The following is a 15,474-nucleotide window of genomic DNA, read 5'->3' as shown; positions in this document are numbered from 1 at the left end:
ACAAGGACTATGAGGAGGAGAGGAAAAATGCAGATTACACGCAGAACCGGCCTGAAGCTGATGGTCGCTGGCGCTGCCGCTTCAGCTTTCCCAGCTATCTCGGCTGAAGCAAAGTCGCCCACGGCGCAGTCTAAATCGACACGGCTGATCCTGCTGGGAACAGGCGGAGGCCCAACGCCCCTGCCGGGACGCAACCAGCCTGCCAATGTCCTGCTCGTCAATGACGAGCCCTACATTGTCGATGCGGGGAACGGCGTAGCGCGACAGTTGATGTTTGCCGGAATAGCGGCGCACCGCGTCGGTCGCATCTTCATCACCCATCATCATGACGACCACAATGCCGATATGGGAACGCTGATGGGGCTCGCCTGGTCGAATGGCCGCGCTTCACCTTCCGAAGCTTACGGGCCGCCCGGCACGGAGGCCATGGTCGAGGCGTTCGTCGAGTATTTCGAACCGAATGCGGCCGTGCGGCTTGCCTTCAGCGGTGGCAAGAAGCCGCCGCGCGAGCTATTCCGTGGGCACGACATATCGGCCTCCGGGCCGGTGTACGAGGACGACAGTGTTCGCGTGACCTGTGTCGAGAACACCCACTATCCGAACCAGGGGCACAAGGACGGCGTGCACCATGTTTCCTACAGCTATCGCTTCGAAACGGCGGATCGTGTCGTGGTCTTCAGCGGTGACACTGCCGCCAGCGAGGAACTGACGGAACTGGCGAAAGATGCCGACGTGCTGGTGCACGAGGTTATCAATGAGGAGCGCACGGCCGCATTGTTCCGCGAGAAATTTGCCTCGCAGGGACGCTCGCCCGAAGAAATCGAGCGTGTTCTCAAGGCCGTAATCGCCATTCACACGCCCCTTGAGGATGTCGGCCGCATCGCTGAGGCCGCGAAGGTCAAGACGCTCGTCCTCAATCATTTCGTGCCGGGTTTCGACCCGGAAGAAACGCCGGAAGGATGGACTGCCGGCGTCAGCAGGCATTTTTCCGGTAGGGTCATCGTCGGTGAAGATCTGATGGAAGTGTGAAACGGCGAGGGGCGGCGGGTTGCCGTCGCCTCTCTTGTGACCAGGAAGGGACCCGGCTCAAGCCGGCTCGGTCAGTTCCGTCGCCCAGGCGTCGTACCCGTAGACCCAATCGGCATTGGTGCCCTGCTTCAGCCAGTCGTTGGCCAGCGACCCTTCCTGCACAAGTGTGGTGCGCGGTATGCGGGCAGCCTCGAAGCGCTTCAGTGCATCCGGCACCGTTGCACCGGTAGCGCCTTCCAGGGCGCGGCCAAGCACGACGGCATCCTCGACCGCCATGCAGGCGCCCTGCGCCATGAAGGGCACCATCGGATGGGCGGCGTCGCCAAGCAGCGTGATCGCGCCGCGCGACCAGTGGGGCATCGGCTCGCGCACATGCAGCGCGGAGCGGGTGACATCCTCACAGGCGTCGAGCAGGGCGCGCGCTTCCGGATGGAAATCGGCATAGGCCGAGCGCAGTTCGTCGATGTCGCCCGGCAGCGTCCAGCCTTCCTCTGCCCAGCCCTCCTGCGAGGTGGTCGCGAAGACGAATATCTCCTCGCCCCGATTGAGCGGGAAGGTGACGATCTGGCGGTCTGCGGTCGGGCCCCACCACTTGGTGAAGGAATCGAGATTGGGGATACTGTTACCGCGTTCGCGCGGGAACACGGATCGGTAGGAAACGAGGCCGGTGAAGCGCGGGCGATCCTCGCCGAACAGGGCATGACGGACCGCGGAATGGATGCCGTCGGCGCCGATCACCACGTCGGCCTGCACCCGTGTTCCGTCTGACAGAACCAGTGCAACACCATCGCCATCCGGTTCCGCAGTCTCGACCGAAGACGCAAAACGGATAGTGCCTGGCTGTAGTGCGCCTTCCATCGCGGCGAGAAGATCGGCACGGTGAATGGTGAGCTGCGGTGCGCCGTAACGCTCCTCCGCGGCCGTGCTCATCGGCAGTCGCGAGGTCTCTTCGCCTGTGTCCCAGATGCGGCTGATGCGAAATTCCGGCCGGGCCGCCGTCTGACGCAGCACATCGCCCACGCCCAGGCCGTCCAGCGCATGGACGGCATTGGGCGTCAGGTTGACGTCTGCGCCGATGCGGCCGAACGCGCGCGTCCGCTCGAAGATCGTCACTGCATGACCCTGCTTCTGCAGGGCGATCGCCACCGCCATTCCTCCGACGCCACCGCCGGCAATCACGATCTTCATCAGACATCACTCCAGTGTTCAAAAATGAACAAATTGTTCAAAGTGACGATACTTGCGTGGAATGCCCCTGTCAACGCGGCGGGGAAGCCCCTTGCGCGCCAGCGTTGCCGATCCCCCTAGCCAACATATGTCCCATCCGATCCGCCTTCCACAAGGCCAGTTGACTCCATCTTCAGCTTGAGGCAATCTGTTTTGAACAAAGTGTTCTTATTTGAACATAGCTGGGGAGCTAGAGATGGACGCATTTAAAGATCGCCTCTCGCAGCGTGCCTTCGATACGGGCCGGGCGGATCTTGCGCACCAGTGCCGGGGCCGCGAACTGGACGAGAAAGAGAGCGAGCTGGCGGATGCGCTGATGGCGATCTACGCAACCGGCGAGCACGACTTCGCCGGTGTCGCGCGTCAGCTCGCCGACAAGGGCGTGGTCGCGCCGCGGTCGGGCCGCACGGACTGGGATGAGGCGCTTCTGGCCGAGGAGCTGGAGGCAACCAACCGCGAGCTCGATGCCGCCTATGAGGCCGACGGCTATGGCGCTTGAGTTTCGCTCGGTCACGAAGGAATTCACGACCGGCTCCGGCCAGAACCTCGTTGCAGTCAACGATATCAGCTTCCGCGTGAATGGAGGCGAGTTCGTATCCGTTGTCGGGCCTTCCGGCTGCGGCAAGAGCACGATCCTCAGCATGACGGCGGGCCTCTACCAGCCGACCCAGGGCGAGGTGCTGGTCAGCGACGACCGAGTCGGCGGCCCCAACGGGCATGTCGGCTTCATGCTGCAGAAGGACCTGCTTCTGCCCTGGCGCAACATCGTCTCGAATGTCGAGTTCGGCCTCGAAGCGCGCGGCGTGGCGAAGTCGGAACGCCGCGACCGCGCGATGGCCGAATTGAAGCGCTGCCATCTGGCTGGGTTCGAGAACCATTATCCCTATCAGCTTTCCGGCGGCATGCGGCAGCGCGCGGCCCTGGCGCGCACGCTGGCCATCGAGCCGGAGATCGTGCTGCTGGACGAGCCGTTTTCAGCGCTCGACGCCCAGACCAAGTTGCTGCTCCAGAACAGCTTTGCCGGCACGATTTCGGAAACCGGCAAGACGACGCTGCTGATCACCCACGATCTCGCCGAGGCGGTGCTGATGTCGGACCGCATCCTCGTTCTTTCCGAACGGCCGGGCACCGTGGTGGCCGAGATCAAGGTCGACCTCCCACATCGTGACCAGCCGCTTCGCCGCAGGGTGATGCCGGAGGTCAGCGATTATGCGGCGCAATTGTTCAAGCATCTCAAGCTCGAAGAAAAAGCCGTCTGACGGCTCAAGAACGCAAAGGGGAATTTCATGAGACACATGCTTCGTTCGACCATCGCCGCCGCAATGCTGGCGGCTTCCGCGACGGCCGCCTTCGCTGCCGAAAAGGTAACTTACCTCTTCCCCGCGCCGGACTTTCTGCCGGCCTTCGCCCCCTTCCAGCTTGCCAAGAGCAAGGGCTATTTCGACGAGGCCGGCCTCGAGGTGACGTTCCAGGTCGGCAAGGGCGGTGCTGACGTGGCTACGCAGGTCGCCGTGGGCAACGCCGATCTGGGCGGCGGCATCGGCGACACGCCGATCATCGTGCGGGCCAACGGTCTCGACATTCGCGGCGTGGCTCTGCTCGGCGGGCGCGGCCTGACACAGCTCGCATGGCGCAAGGATAGCGGCATCACCGGCCCGGCCGACCTGAAGGGCAAGGCGATCGGCGTCCTCGCCTTCCAGGACACGACTTATTACAACCTCCTCGGCGTGCTCGCTTCGGTCGAGTTGTCGAAGGGCGACGCCGACATCCAGGCTGTCGGGCCGGGCGGCATCATCCAGCTCACCATCGCAGGTAATCTGCAGGCGCTGTCCGGCGTGCCGGAATGGATCGCGGCCATCGAGGCTGCGGGCGTCGAGATGGAGCAGATGCCGGTCGACGAGGTGTTCCCGGCGATGGCGCAGGCCATCTTCGCCTCCGATAAGACGATCGCCGAGCGGCCGGAGATCGTTCGCGGGTTCGTCGGTGCGGTCCTGAAAGCTGTTCGCGACATCTCCGCCGATCCGGCACAGGCTGCAAAGGATTATGTCGCCGCCATGCCCCAGCACGCCGGCAAGGAGGCCGAGATCGAGGGCATCATGCGCTCCTACGCGACGCTTGTTTATCCGGAAGCCGAGAACCAGCCGCTCGGCGCTTTCGATCCGGAGCGCATCACCAAGGTGCAGGCCTTCTACGTCGACAACGGCATCGTCCAGACCGCCGTGCCCGTCGAGGATCTCTACACGAACGACTTTGTCCAATGACACAGGCAAGCTCGATAGAGACCGGAGCGCGCGCTCCGGTCTCGGCAACCAAACCACGGAAGCCAGCCATGAACGCTCGCTCGGGAACGCTTGTCGTCAGCCTTGGTCTCCTTGTGCTCGTGCTGCTCGCCTGGCAGTTCCTGCCGCCGGCGCTCGACGTTCCGAAGTTCATCATTCCGACGGTTACGGATTGTCTTGCTGAACTGAAGCGCATGTGGATGCAGGAAGGGCTTGTCGGCCACACCCTGTCGACCGCGCTCTACACCGTGCTCGGCTTTGCCATCGGCAGCCTGCTCGGCGCGGTGATCGGCTACCTGCTCGGCATGTCCGAGTTCTGGGAGAAGGTTCTGTCGCCCTATATTCTGGCGCTGCAGATCGCTCCCAAGGTCGCCTTCGCGCCACTCTTCATAATGTGGTTCGGCTACAACGCCATGCCGAAGCTGCTGGTCACCGTGCTGATCGTGTTCTTCCCGGTTCTCGTCAACGTGCTACAGGCCATGCGCACCGTCGACCGCGATCTGGTCAATCTGGCGCGCGCCTACAACCTGTCGCGCTGGGGCATCTTTCTGAAGGTCGAGATGCCGTCCACCGTGCCGAACCTGATGGCCGGGCTGCGCATCGCCTCGACCCTCGCCGTCATCGGCGTGACCGTCGGAGAGCTGGTGGGCGGCAATACCGGCCTCGGCTTCCTGATTTCCTACGGCGGCGGTCAGGCAAACGCGGCGATGGTGTTCAACGCCATCGTGCTCCTGACCATCATTGGCTACCTGCTCTACACGGTCCTCGTCATGATCGAGGAGCGGGTGCTCCACTACCTGCCCAAGGCCCAGCACTAGCAGGCCGGTCGAAACATTGCGGAGGCGGGAGGCCTCCGACCATCGAGGATGGAGACGCACATGACAGCCACCGATAAGAAAACCCTGATCGAGGACCGGGTGAACAGCGGCCTGCTCGGCCAGTGGTATCCGGTTGCGAAGTCGGTCGAGGTGAAGGCCACGAAGCCCTATGGCACAAGGCTGCTCGGCGACAAGATCGTGCTCTGGCGCGACGCCGAGGGCCGCCTTCGTTGTGTGGAAGATTTCTGCCCGCATCGCGGCGCGCCGCTCTCTTATGGCGAAATCCACGAGGGCAATATCGGCTGCCGGTATCACGGCGTGGTCGTCAACGGCGATGGCGTGGTGGTTCGGGTTCCAGCGATGCCGGAATGCGCGCTCGAAGGGCGCAAGGCGCTGAAGTCGTTCGAGGTGACCGAGGCCAACGACGCGGTCTTTGTCTATGTGCCGTCGATCGAACAGCCCGAGGCGCCGGAGCTGGTGCTGCCCAAGGAGCTGACGAGCGACGACTGGACCGGCTTCCTCTGCACAGGGCTATGGGAAACCAACTACCGCTACGCGCTCGACAACCTCGCCGACCCGATGCACGGCTGCTACCTGCATGCCGAGAGCTTCACGCTTGCCTTCGGCTCCAAGCAGGACCTGATGAAGCTCGACAAGACCGACGCCGGGTTCCGCATCAGCCGTGTCGGCCAGGTCGGCGAAAACTTCGACTGGACCGAGTTCGAGGTGCATCCCGGCTCGATGTTCTGCTTCCTGGAGATCCCGTATCCGCCGGCTGCCGGACCCGGCGGCGTCTTCCGCATCATCGGCTTCGTGACGCCGGTCGACGCGACGACCTGCAAGGTCTTCTTCTGGCGCATGCGGCAGGTGTCGGGGCTCGCCCGAGAGAGCTGGCGTTTCCTTTATCGCGCCAGGCTGGAGCGCAACCACTGGAATGTTCTGGAACAGGATCGCGTCATGCTCGAGGGCATGCCCGACGACGCTCGCAGGCGCGAGATGCTTTACCAGCACGATCTCGGTGTCTCGCGCGTGCGCCAGATTCTGACGCGTGCTGCCAAGAGCCAGGTCGAAGCCGAGCTGGAGCAGACGGCAGGCTGATGCTCGATGGACGCACCATACTTGTCACGGGCGCTGCGCGCGGGCTGGGGGTGGAGATCGCCCGCAGCCTGGCGGCGAAGGGGGCAGACCTCCTGCTCGCCGACATCGCGGAGGACGAAGGCCGTGCGGTCGCTCAGGGCCTCGGCGCGCGCTTCCTACCCGTGGATCTCGCCGATCCGGCTTCGATCGAAGCGGTCGGCGCGTATCTCGCGCGAGAGGGGAATGGTGTGCTGCACGGGCTCGTCAACAATGGCGCCATCGCGACCGGCATCGGCGGCATCCCCTACGACGAAATCGCGATCGATAGCTGGGACCGGGTGATGAATGTCAATGTGCGTGGCACCTGGCTGATGACCCGCGCCGCCGCGCCCGCGCTCAAGGCTTCCGGTTCCGGTCGCATCGTCAATGTCGCGTCCGACACTGCACTGTGGGGCGCGCCGCGCCTGATGTCCTATGTCGCCAGCAAAGGCGCCGTCATGGCCATGACGCGCTCGTTCGCTCGCGAGTTGGGTCCCGACCGGATCGGGGTCACCGCGGTGGCGCCTGGCATCCTGACGACGGAGTCGACCGACTACGTGCCCGAGGCGCGCCACCGGCTTTACGCGGAGGGCAGGGCGGTTCCAGGGCCTCAGGCGCCCGGCGAGATCACCGACGTTGTCGCCTTCCTACTTTCCGAAGGCGCGCTGTCGCTGACGGGGCAGGTGCTGCCGGTCAACAACGGCTTCGTGTTCAATTGAGGCGGCAGTGATGTTCGAACACCATATCAACGGCAACATCGAATATCTGGAACGGCCGGGTGCCAACGGTCCGGTCCTCGTGATGCTGCATGGCGTCGGCTCCAACGCCGCGTCCTTTTCGACGTTGCTCGACCACGTGCCGGGCGACTGGCGCGTGATCGCGTGGAACGCGCCGGGCTATGGCGGTTCAGCCGCCCTCGATACGGAGTGGCCGCTGGCGTTCGATTATGCCGAGGCGCTGCGCGCGTTTCTCGACCGCCTGGGCCTGAAACGCGTGCTGCTTGCAGGCCATTCGCTTGGCTGCCTGATGGCTGCCTCGTTTGCCGCCACGCACCGCGAACGCGTTGCCCGGCTGCTGCTGAGCTCGCCCGCGCTCGGCCATGGTGTGCCCCGCGGCGCTGCTTTGAGCGCGGCGGCACAGGCGCGTATCGACGACCTCGAAACGCTCGGGCCCGACCAGTTCGCAGCCTTGCGCGCGCCGCGGCTCGTCTACCAGCCGGAGAGCAATCAGGAGATCGTCCACCGCGTACGCGACGGCATGGCGCGCGTTACTACGCCCGGCTACCCGCAGGCCGCGCGTATGCTGGCATCGGGTCGCCTCATCGACGATGCCGAGCGGCTGCAGGTGCCGACGGATGTGATCGTTGGCGCGGAAGACATCGTCACTCCGCCGGACTCGGCGCGCCGTGCGCACGCGGCACTTCGCGATCCGTGGCGCGGCGCGCTCACAATCGTTCCGGGTGCGGGGCACGCCCTTTATCAGCAGGCTCCAGCCGCCTTTGCCGGCGCGCTCGCAGCCCTTGCAGAAACCGTCGGCTAGAGCCGGGAGGAGAAGAGACATGGCAGAGACCGTTCGCGTCGGCAGTCTTCGAGGCATCATGATGCGTGGACCGGGCATCACGCAGACGCTGCCCTTCTACGAGGACATGTGGGGCCTGAGCCTTGCCTACAAGGAAGACGGCATCGCGCTGTTGCGCGGCACCGGCAGCGAGCCGTTCCTTTACGGCCTCAAGGACGGACCGGTCTTCGGCATCGAATATGTGCATTTCGCCATGCCGGATCGCGCCTCCATGCACGCGCTCCACGCGCAGATCATCGAGCGCGGCGGCATCGTGCTCGGCGAACCGGCGCCGTTCGACGATTACGCAGGTGGCTACGGCTTCGAGATGCTCGACCCTGACAACCGGCGTCTGCGTTTTCGCACCGAGGCGATGTCGCTGGACGAGGAACCGGAATGGGCGAAACCCCGCAAGGTCAGCCATGTGGTGCTCAACACACCCGACATGGAGGGCGTGCAGGAGTTCTACTCCCGCGTTCTCGGTTTCCGCGTGTCGGACTATTCCGCCGACCAGATGGTGTTCCTGCGCTGCAACTCGGACCATCACTCGATCGCACTGGTGCGCGGCAACTATGCCAGCGTCAATCACGTCGCCTTCGAGATGCCGTCGATCGACGAGTTCATGCGCGGTATCGGCCGCATGAAGCAGAAGGGCCACGTACCAACCTGGGGGCCGGGCCGCCACGGACCGGGCAACAACCCCTTTGCCTATTTTGTCTCGCCGTCAGGTTTCGTCATCGAGTTCACCTCCGAACTGCAGCAGATCGACGAGACGACTCACGAAGCCAAGGTATGGCCGCGCGACAATCCGGAGGCGATGGACCGCTGGATGACCGCAGGCCCGCCCACGCCTGCGCAGCGCGCCGTCATGCAGGGGCGGCCTGATCCGGGCTTCCCTGAACTGGCGCCCGCCAGGGAGGACGCGTGATGGATTATGGTTATGCCGGCAAGGTGGCCGTCGTCACCGGCGGTTCGTCGGGCATCGGCCTCGCGACCGTTCAGACGCTGCTGGAGTCGGGGGCAAAAGTTGCGCTGTGCGCCCGCACCGAAAGCCGTCTCAACGACGTGGCATCGGTTCTGGTCCGGGACTTCGGCAAGGAGAATGTGCTTTCCAGCGCGTTCTCGGTGCTCGACCCCGCCGCCGTCAACGGTTTCGCCGCGCAGGTAAAGGAGCGTTTCGGTCGCTGCGACCTGCTCGTCAACAATGCCGGGCAGGGGCGGCAGTCGACCTTCGCCACCACCTCCGACGACGACTGGCGCGCCGAATACGAGCTGAAGCTGTTCAGCCAGATACATCCCGTGCGGGCCTTTCTGCCGATGCTGCGTGAGGCGAAGGGCTCGATCGTTGTCGTCAATTCGCTGCTTGCCTACCAGCCCGAGCCGCACATGGTCTGCACGTCCTCGGCGCGCGCCGGGGTGCAGAACCTGGTCAAGTCGCTGTCGATCGAACTGGCGCCCGACATCCGCGTCAACTCGATCCTGATCGGCATGGTCGGCTCCGGCCAGTGGCTGCGTCGCTTTGCCGAGCGCGAGGACCAGAGCCAGAGCAAGGCCGAATGGTACGGCGCGCTGGCCAGAAACAAGGGCATTCCGCTCGGCCGCCTCGGCGATCCGTCGGAAGCCGCTTCGGCCATCGCATTCCTGGGATCGCCGGGAGCAAGCTACATCACAGGCGCTCACCTCGAGGTTTCGGGCGGCCTGGCGCGTCATATCTGAAGGATACGAGATGAAACTCGAAACCATTGCAGCTTCGGAGACGGTCGGCGACTTCATCGCCCGCTATCTCGCCGAGATCGGCGTCACCACGGTTTTCGGGGTGATCTCGATCCACAACATGCCGATCCTCGACGCCATCGCCCGCCAGGACCGCATCCGTTTCGTGCCGTCGCGTGGCGAGGCGGGCGCGATGAACATGGCAGATGCCTATGCGCGCGTTTCCGGTGAGCTCGGCGTCTGCCTGACCTCGACCGGCACGGCTGCCGGCAACGCGGCCGGCGCACAGGCCGAGGCACTGACCGCCGGTTCACCGGTGCTGCATATCACCACGCAGGTCGATCTCGAATTCGCCGACCGCGACCGCGCGGCGATCCACGACGTGCCGCGCCAGCCCGAAATGCTGCGCGGTGTCTCCAAGGCGGTGTTCCGCATGTGGGATGCCAACGGTGCCATCGGCGCACTGACCGCCGCCGTCTCGGCAGCCCTTTCCGCGCCGACGGGGCCGGTAAGCCTGGAAATCCCGGTCGACGTGCAGCGCAAGCCCGCCCGTTCGACAGCACGCATCCACCGCCCGCAGCCCACGCGCCCGGTAGCATCCGATACCGTCATCGACGAGATCGCGGAGATGGTGAAGGCGTCCAGGCGCCCCTTGCTGTGGCTTGGCGGCGGCGCCGTCGGCGCGTCGCGCGAGGCGACCGAGTTGATGCGGCGCGGCTTCGGCGTGGTCACTTCGACCAACGGCCGCGCTACCGTTTCGGAGGCTGAGCCCGCGACACTCGGCGCCTTCAACATGACGCCGGAGGCCGTCGAGCTGTACAAGAGCTGCGACCTGATGATCGTTGTCGGCTCGCGCCTGCGCGGCAACGAGACCCGCAACAACAAGATGTCGCTGCCGCGACCGCTGGTGCAGATCGATGCCGATGCGGCTCAGGGCGGGCGCAACTATCCCGTCGAGGTGTTCGCGCACGGCGACGCCGCCGACACGCTTTCGCGCCTGCTCGAACGACTGCCCGTTACGCTGGATACGGACACGAATCTGTCCTTCGACATCGCCCGCACACGGGCTCAGGCCGAAGGCAGGATGCGCGATGTCCTTGGGCCATATCGTGTCGTCGCCGATACGTTGGCTGACCGCATCTTCGCCGGCGGCCACCCGTGGGTGCGCGACGTGACCATCTCGAACTCGACCTTCGGCAATCGCTATGTACGCATCGCAGGACCCAATCTCGGCGTTCATGCGCTGGGCGGTGGCATCGGGCAGGGCGTGGCCATGGGCGTAGGCGCCGCACTTGGATCGAAGGGGGCGAAGGCGGTCACGCTGCTGGGCGACGGCGGCACCATGCTGGGGCTCGCCGAGATGATCACGGCCGTCGAAGAGAACGCGCCGCTGGTGTACCTGCTGATGAACGACAAGGCCTACGGCGTGATCCAGAACATCCAGGATGCGCAATATGGCAGCCGCCGGCACTATTCGGCGCTGGCGACCCCCGACTTTGCTGCCTTCTGCGGCTCGATCGGCATGCCACACACGCTGGTGCGCGACGTTGCGGATTTCCCCGCGCTTCTCGACGAGGCGCTGGCCGCGGAAGGCCCGCGCCTGATCGAGATCGACATGTGCACGATCGGGCCGTTCAACGAAGCGTTCGCCGGGCCTCCCGCCGGCGCGGCCGGCAACGGTGGGTGAGCCGATGCGGCTGGGATTGATCGGCTTCGGCAACATCGCCGTCACACTGCTCGGCCAGTTGGCTGGCATGCACGACGCGCCGCTCGAGCGGCTGACGGTGCTGTGCCTGCCCGATTCCGCCGACGAAGCATCAGCGCGGCTGGCTGGCGAGTTTGCCGGCTCTGCGCGCGAAACCGCAGTCGTCACCGATGTTCAAGCGTTGCTCGCAGACCGGCCGGACATGGTGGTCGAATGCGCGGGGCACGCCGCAGTCGTGGCGCATGTGCCGCCGGTGCTTCGGGCGGGAACAGACGTGGTGATCGTTTCGATCGGCGCGCTTGCAGACGCCCCTCTTGAACAGGAATTGCGCAACGCTGCGGCCGAAGGCAAGGCACGATTGATCCTGCCGGCGGGCGCGGTCGGCGGCATCGACCTTCTCGCGGCAATAGGAAAGGCCGGTGGTATCGAGGTGCGCTATCGCGGCTCGAAGCCGCCACTCGCCTGGAGCGGAACGCCGGCCGAAGCGCTGATCGATCTCGGCGCGTTGCGGGAATCCAAAACGTTCTTCACCGGCACGGCGCGCGAGGCGGCTCGGGCCTATCCGAAGAACGCCAATGTCGCCGCAACGCTGGCCCTCGCGGGCGCAGGGTTCGAGGCGACGCATGTCGAACTGATTGCCGACCCCGCCGCGCCCGGCAACGTGCATGAATATTCGGTCGTCTCGCCGCTGGCGAAATACACCATGCGTATCGAGAACCTTCCGTCCGCGGCCAACGCCAAGACGTCCGTGTCCACGGTCTACAGCGTGCTGCGGGAAATCCGCAACCGCATCGGCCCCGTGTCGATCTGAGGTGGAGCCAGAGATGATAGAACTACCGCAGAACAAGCTTTTCGTCGGCGGCGAATGGGAAGAGGGCACAGGCGCCGAGATCGTCTCGATCTTCCCTGCTGACGGCAGCGTCAACAGGGTTTTGCGCGGCGCATCGGTTGCAGACGGCGAGCGCGCGATCGAACGCGCGAAGCGGGCACAGGCCGATCCGGCATGGCGCAATCTCAAGCCACATGAGCGCGCGCGCTTTCTCTATGCGATTGCCGACGGCATCCAAGCCAATGCGCAGCGCATCGCCCATATCCAGAGCCGCGATACCGGCAAGACCTTGCGCGAAACGAGCGCGCTCGCCGCTTCCGCCGCAGGCACCTTCCGCTATTTCGGCGCGGTGCTCGAAACCTCGGACGAAGCGCTGACGGCGCAGCGCGGCGACGCCCTGACCATGTCCGTGCACGAGCCATTGGGTCTGGTGGGCGCGATCACGCCATGGAACTCGCCCATCGCATCCGATGCCCAGAAGGTCGCGCCAGCGCTTGCCGCAGGCAATGCCGTGCTGCTGAAACCCGCTTCGTGGTCGCCGCTGGTTTCGCTCGAACTGGCCCGCATCGTGGAGGCGTCCGGCTTGCCGAAGGGCTTGTTCTCCGTCCTACCGGGTTCCGGTCGCGAGATCGGCAACCTTCTCGTCGAGCACCCCGACATAGCGAAGATCAGCTTCACCGGCGGCACCGAGACCGGCCGGGCGCTGGCCCTGAAGGCCGCGCAGAAGCTGATGCCGGTGTCGCTGGAACTCGGCGGCAAGTCGCCCACCATCGTCTTTGCCGACGCCGACATTGAGCAGGCGCTAGCCGGCGTGCTGTTCGGCATCTTTTCGTCGACCGGGCAGAGCTGTATCGCCGGTGCCCGGCTGTTCGTCGAACGGCCGATCTACACGCAGTTCGTCGAGCGGCTGGTGGAAGCGACGAAGCGGCTCAAGGTCGGGCATCCTTTCGACGCCGAGACGCAGGTCGCGCCGCTGGTCCACTTCGACCATCGCGACAGCGTCGCCGACCATGTGCGGCGCGCGCGGGAAGAAGGAGCGGAGCTTCTTGCAGGCGGTGGCGCGCCCGAAGGCGCGGCATACGAGAAGGGCGCCTACTATCTTCCCACTATCCTTGCCGGTGTCGATAACGGCGCGCGCATCTGCAGGGAGGAAGTGTTCGGGCCGGTCCTCGTGGTGCTGCCGTTCGATGACGAGGCGGACGTGATCGCGCAGTCGAACGACAACGACTACGGGCTCGCCTGCGGTATCTGGACACGCGACTTCCCGAAGAGCTGGCGGGTCGGCAATGCCATCCGGTCCGGCACGGTCTGGGTCAATACCTACAAGCAGTTCTCGATCTCGACGCCCTTCGGCGGCGAGAAGGAAAGCGGCATGGGCCGTGAGAAGGGGCGCGACGGGATCAGGGCGTACATGGCGCAGAAGTCATTCTACACCGACCTTTTCGGTGCGCCGCACCCCTGGGCTGCGGCGACGGTGCGCGCATCATGAGCCGCGCGGTCGCCATCGTTGGTTCCGGACCGTCCGGGTGCTATCTGGCGCAGGCGCTGCTGAAGGCTGACCCGCAATTGCGCGTCGACATACTGGACCGGCTGCCGGTGCCCTACGGGCTGGTGCGCTACGGCGTCGCCGCGGACCATCAGGGCACAAAGGCCGTCATCCGGCAGTTCGAGCGCCTGTTCGAGCGGCAGGGCGCGGGCTTCATCGGTAATGTGGTTGTCGGCGAGGACGTAAGCCTCGACGAACTGCGCCAGGCATACGACGCCGTGGTCCTTGCAGCCGGATTGTCCGGCGACCGGGCGCTCGGCATTCCGGGCGAGCACCTGGAGGGCGTTCATCGCGCCGGCCACCTGACCCGCGCGCTTTACGAACATCCGGATGCCGAGCCACTGCCCGAACTCGGGCGGCATGTCGTGATCATGGGCAACGGCAACGTCGCCATCGACCTCCTGCGCCTGCTTGCCAAGACGCCGGCCGAGCTCGGCGGTTCCGACCTCGGCCCCGTGCCGACCGGCTGGCTGGCAGCCTCGGGGATCGAGGCCATCGACATCGTCGGACGGTCGCCGGCCGCCGACGCAAAGTTCGATGCGGTGATGATAAAGGAGTTGGCGAAGCTTGAGGGCGTCACGATCGAGGTGGTCGGCGCCGGTGTGAGCGACGATGAGGAAGGCGCGAAGAAGATCGCAGCGCTGGACGCGATACACGGCCACAAAACCGGAAGCCGTCGCGTCACCTTCCGCTTCGGCCTGACACCCGTCAGTTTGGAAGGTGACCGCGGGCATATCGGCGAGGCAGTTTTCCGCAACGCCGACGGCGACACGGTCTCTCTGCCGTGCAGCGCATTCATCACTGCTATCGGCTTCGAGGCGGCAGGAGGCCTGCCGCGCGACGAGCTGGTCGGCTCTGCAGCTGAACTTGAGCTGGGCGTGCTTGCCGACGGGCTTTATGCGACCGGATGGTTCCGGCGCGGCCCGCGCGGCACCATCCCCGATAATCGCGCAGATGCGCAGCTTCTTGCGGCGCGCATACTGGCCGACCTTGAAGTATCGGATACCGGGCTTGAAAAGCCCGGCCGTCACGCCTTTCCGCAATGGACGGCAGCCGTCTGCTACGAAGACTGGAAACGCATCGATGCGGCCGAGACGGCATCGCCGCCGCAGGACCGCTGCCGCGTCAAGATTCCCTCGCGCGAAGCCATGCTGGCGCTTGCCCGCCAAACGAAGGAGCCAGACCTATGAAGATCATGCTGCTTTACGGCACCGAGACCGGCAATGCCGAGATGCTGGCCGAGGACATCATGGCCGAACTGGAAGGTGAGCACGAGGTGGAGTGTCGCAACCTGTCGGATTTCGGCCTAGCCGAATTCGATGCCGGACGTCTCCACATGATCGTCTGTTCGACCTATGGCGACGGAGAGCTGCCAGCATCCGCCCAGCCCTTCGCCGAAGCCTTGAAGGCTGCAGCCCCCAACCTGTCCGACATTCATTTCGCGATCTTCGGGCTCGGCGACAGCGAATATGAAGAGACGTTCAATTTCGGCAGCAAGGGATTGGCGGAACTGCTTATGAGTTACGGTGCGGTGCAGGTCGGCGAGCGCGTCACGCATGACGCCTCCGGCAGCGACATGGCCGAGGATCTGGCGTTTCCATGGGCTGCAGGTATCGTCGCGCTGGCGGAGCAGAAGATCGGCGAGGCCGTCTGAG

Annotated in this window: 16 protein-coding genes; 15 read left to right on the top strand and 1 reads right to left on the bottom strand. The window is 65.1% G+C overall.

The features are described 5' to 3' along the window. Positions 1 to 27 precede the first annotated feature (27 nt). Entirely contained in the window at positions 28 to 1,029 is a 1,002-nt protein-coding gene (locus ACVJNE_RS13765; RefSeq protein ID WP_444724964.1) for an MBL fold metallo-hydrolase, read from the top strand. A 57-nt stretch (positions 1,030 to 1,086) separates the two neighbouring features. On the opposite strand, the gene ACVJNE_RS13760 is transcribed toward ACVJNE_RS13765, so the two are convergent. Then, entirely contained in the window at positions 1,087 to 2,217 is a 1,131-nt protein-coding gene (locus tag ACVJNE_RS13760) for an FAD-dependent monooxygenase (protein ID WP_499566377.1), read from the bottom strand. Positions 2,218 to 2,452: 235 nt separating this feature from the next. Between ACVJNE_RS13760 and ACVJNE_RS13755 the strand changes: the two genes are divergently transcribed. The 14 genes from ACVJNE_RS13755 to ACVJNE_RS13690 all read left to right on the top strand — a co-directional run bounded on the left by ACVJNE_RS13755 (position 2,453) and on the right by ACVJNE_RS13690 (position 15,473). After that, positions 2,453 to 2,755 carry a recombinase-like helix-turn-helix domain-containing protein gene (locus ACVJNE_RS13755; protein ID WP_499566375.1) on the top strand — a complete coding sequence of 101 codons (303 nt, stop codon included), beginning with the start codon at positions 2,453 to 2,455 and terminating at the stop codon, positions 2,753 to 2,755. Beyond that, positions 2,745 to 3,515: an ABC transporter ATP-binding protein gene (locus tag ACVJNE_RS13750; protein WP_499566373.1), complete on the top strand. Its 771-nt coding sequence runs from the start codon at positions 2,745 to 2,747 to the stop codon at positions 3,513 to 3,515. Before ACVJNE_RS13755 ends, ACVJNE_RS13750 begins: the two co-directional genes overlap by 11 nt. A gap of 27 nt (positions 3,516 to 3,542) precedes the next feature. Next, positions 3,543 to 4,517, top strand: a complete 975-nt coding sequence (locus ACVJNE_RS13745) for an ABC transporter substrate-binding protein (RefSeq protein WP_499566371.1) — start codon at positions 3,543 to 3,545, stop codon at positions 4,515 to 4,517. 68 nt (positions 4,518 to 4,585) lie between these two features. Then, the gene (locus tag ACVJNE_RS13740) at positions 4,586 to 5,353 is read left to right on the top strand and encodes an ABC transporter permease (RefSeq protein ID WP_499566369.1); all 768 of its coding nucleotides are present in this window, start codon (positions 4,586 to 4,588) and stop codon (positions 5,351 to 5,353) included. Positions 5,354 to 5,413: 60 nt separating this feature from the next. After that, entirely contained in the window at positions 5,414 to 6,451 is a 1,038-nt protein-coding gene (locus ACVJNE_RS13735; RefSeq protein ID WP_499566367.1) for a Rieske 2Fe-2S domain-containing protein, read from the top strand. Beyond that, positions 6,451 to 7,188 carry an SDR family oxidoreductase gene (locus tag ACVJNE_RS13730; protein WP_499566365.1) on the top strand — a complete coding sequence of 246 codons (738 nt, stop codon included), beginning with the start codon at positions 6,451 to 6,453 and terminating at the stop codon, positions 7,186 to 7,188. The genes ACVJNE_RS13735 and ACVJNE_RS13730 overlap by 1 nt, the downstream gene beginning before the upstream one ends. A 10-nt stretch (positions 7,189 to 7,198) precedes the next feature. Further along, positions 7,199 to 8,008: an alpha/beta fold hydrolase gene (locus ACVJNE_RS13725; RefSeq protein WP_499566363.1), complete on the top strand. Its 810-nt coding sequence runs from the start codon at positions 7,199 to 7,201 to the stop codon at positions 8,006 to 8,008. Between the two features lie 19 nt (positions 8,009 to 8,027). After that, positions 8,028 to 8,954 carry a VOC family protein gene (locus ACVJNE_RS13720; protein ID WP_499566361.1) on the top strand — a complete coding sequence of 309 codons (927 nt, stop codon included), beginning with the start codon at positions 8,028 to 8,030 and terminating at the stop codon, positions 8,952 to 8,954. Continuing rightward, complete coding sequence (locus ACVJNE_RS13715) at positions 8,954 to 9,742, top strand: SDR family oxidoreductase (protein ID WP_499566359.1); 789 nt, start codon at positions 8,954 to 8,956, stop codon at positions 9,740 to 9,742. Before ACVJNE_RS13720 ends, ACVJNE_RS13715 begins: the two co-directional genes overlap by 1 nt. A 10-nt stretch (positions 9,743 to 9,752) precedes the next feature. After that, positions 9,753 to 11,426 carry a thiamine pyrophosphate-binding protein gene (locus tag ACVJNE_RS13710; RefSeq protein WP_499566357.1) on the top strand — a complete coding sequence of 558 codons (1,674 nt, stop codon included), beginning with the start codon at positions 9,753 to 9,755 and terminating at the stop codon, positions 11,424 to 11,426. A gap of 4 nt (positions 11,427 to 11,430) precedes the next feature. Next, positions 11,431 to 12,255, top strand: coding sequence for an aspartate dehydrogenase (locus tag ACVJNE_RS13705; protein WP_499566355.1), 825 nt, complete (start codon positions 11,431 to 11,433; stop codon positions 12,253 to 12,255). 13 nt (positions 12,256 to 12,268) lie between these two features. Beyond that, complete coding sequence (locus tag ACVJNE_RS13700) at positions 12,269 to 13,762, top strand: aldehyde dehydrogenase (protein WP_499566353.1); 1,494 nt, start codon at positions 12,269 to 12,271, stop codon at positions 13,760 to 13,762. Further along, positions 13,759 to 15,009: an FAD-dependent oxidoreductase gene (locus ACVJNE_RS13695; RefSeq protein WP_499566351.1), complete on the top strand. Its 1,251-nt coding sequence runs from the start codon at positions 13,759 to 13,761 to the stop codon at positions 15,007 to 15,009. Before ACVJNE_RS13700 ends, ACVJNE_RS13695 begins: the two co-directional genes overlap by 4 nt. Further along, positions 15,006 to 15,473: a flavodoxin domain-containing protein gene (locus ACVJNE_RS13690; protein ID WP_499566349.1), complete on the top strand. Its 468-nt coding sequence runs from the start codon at positions 15,006 to 15,008 to the stop codon at positions 15,471 to 15,473. The genes ACVJNE_RS13695 and ACVJNE_RS13690 overlap by 4 nt, the downstream gene beginning before the upstream one ends. Position 15,474: the final 1 nt, after the last annotated feature.

It is taken from the genome of Mesorhizobium sp. DxT (genome assembly GCF_058448885.1).
Note: the sequence above shows the minus strand (reverse complement) of the source record. Positions and strands in the feature narration are given on the sequence as shown.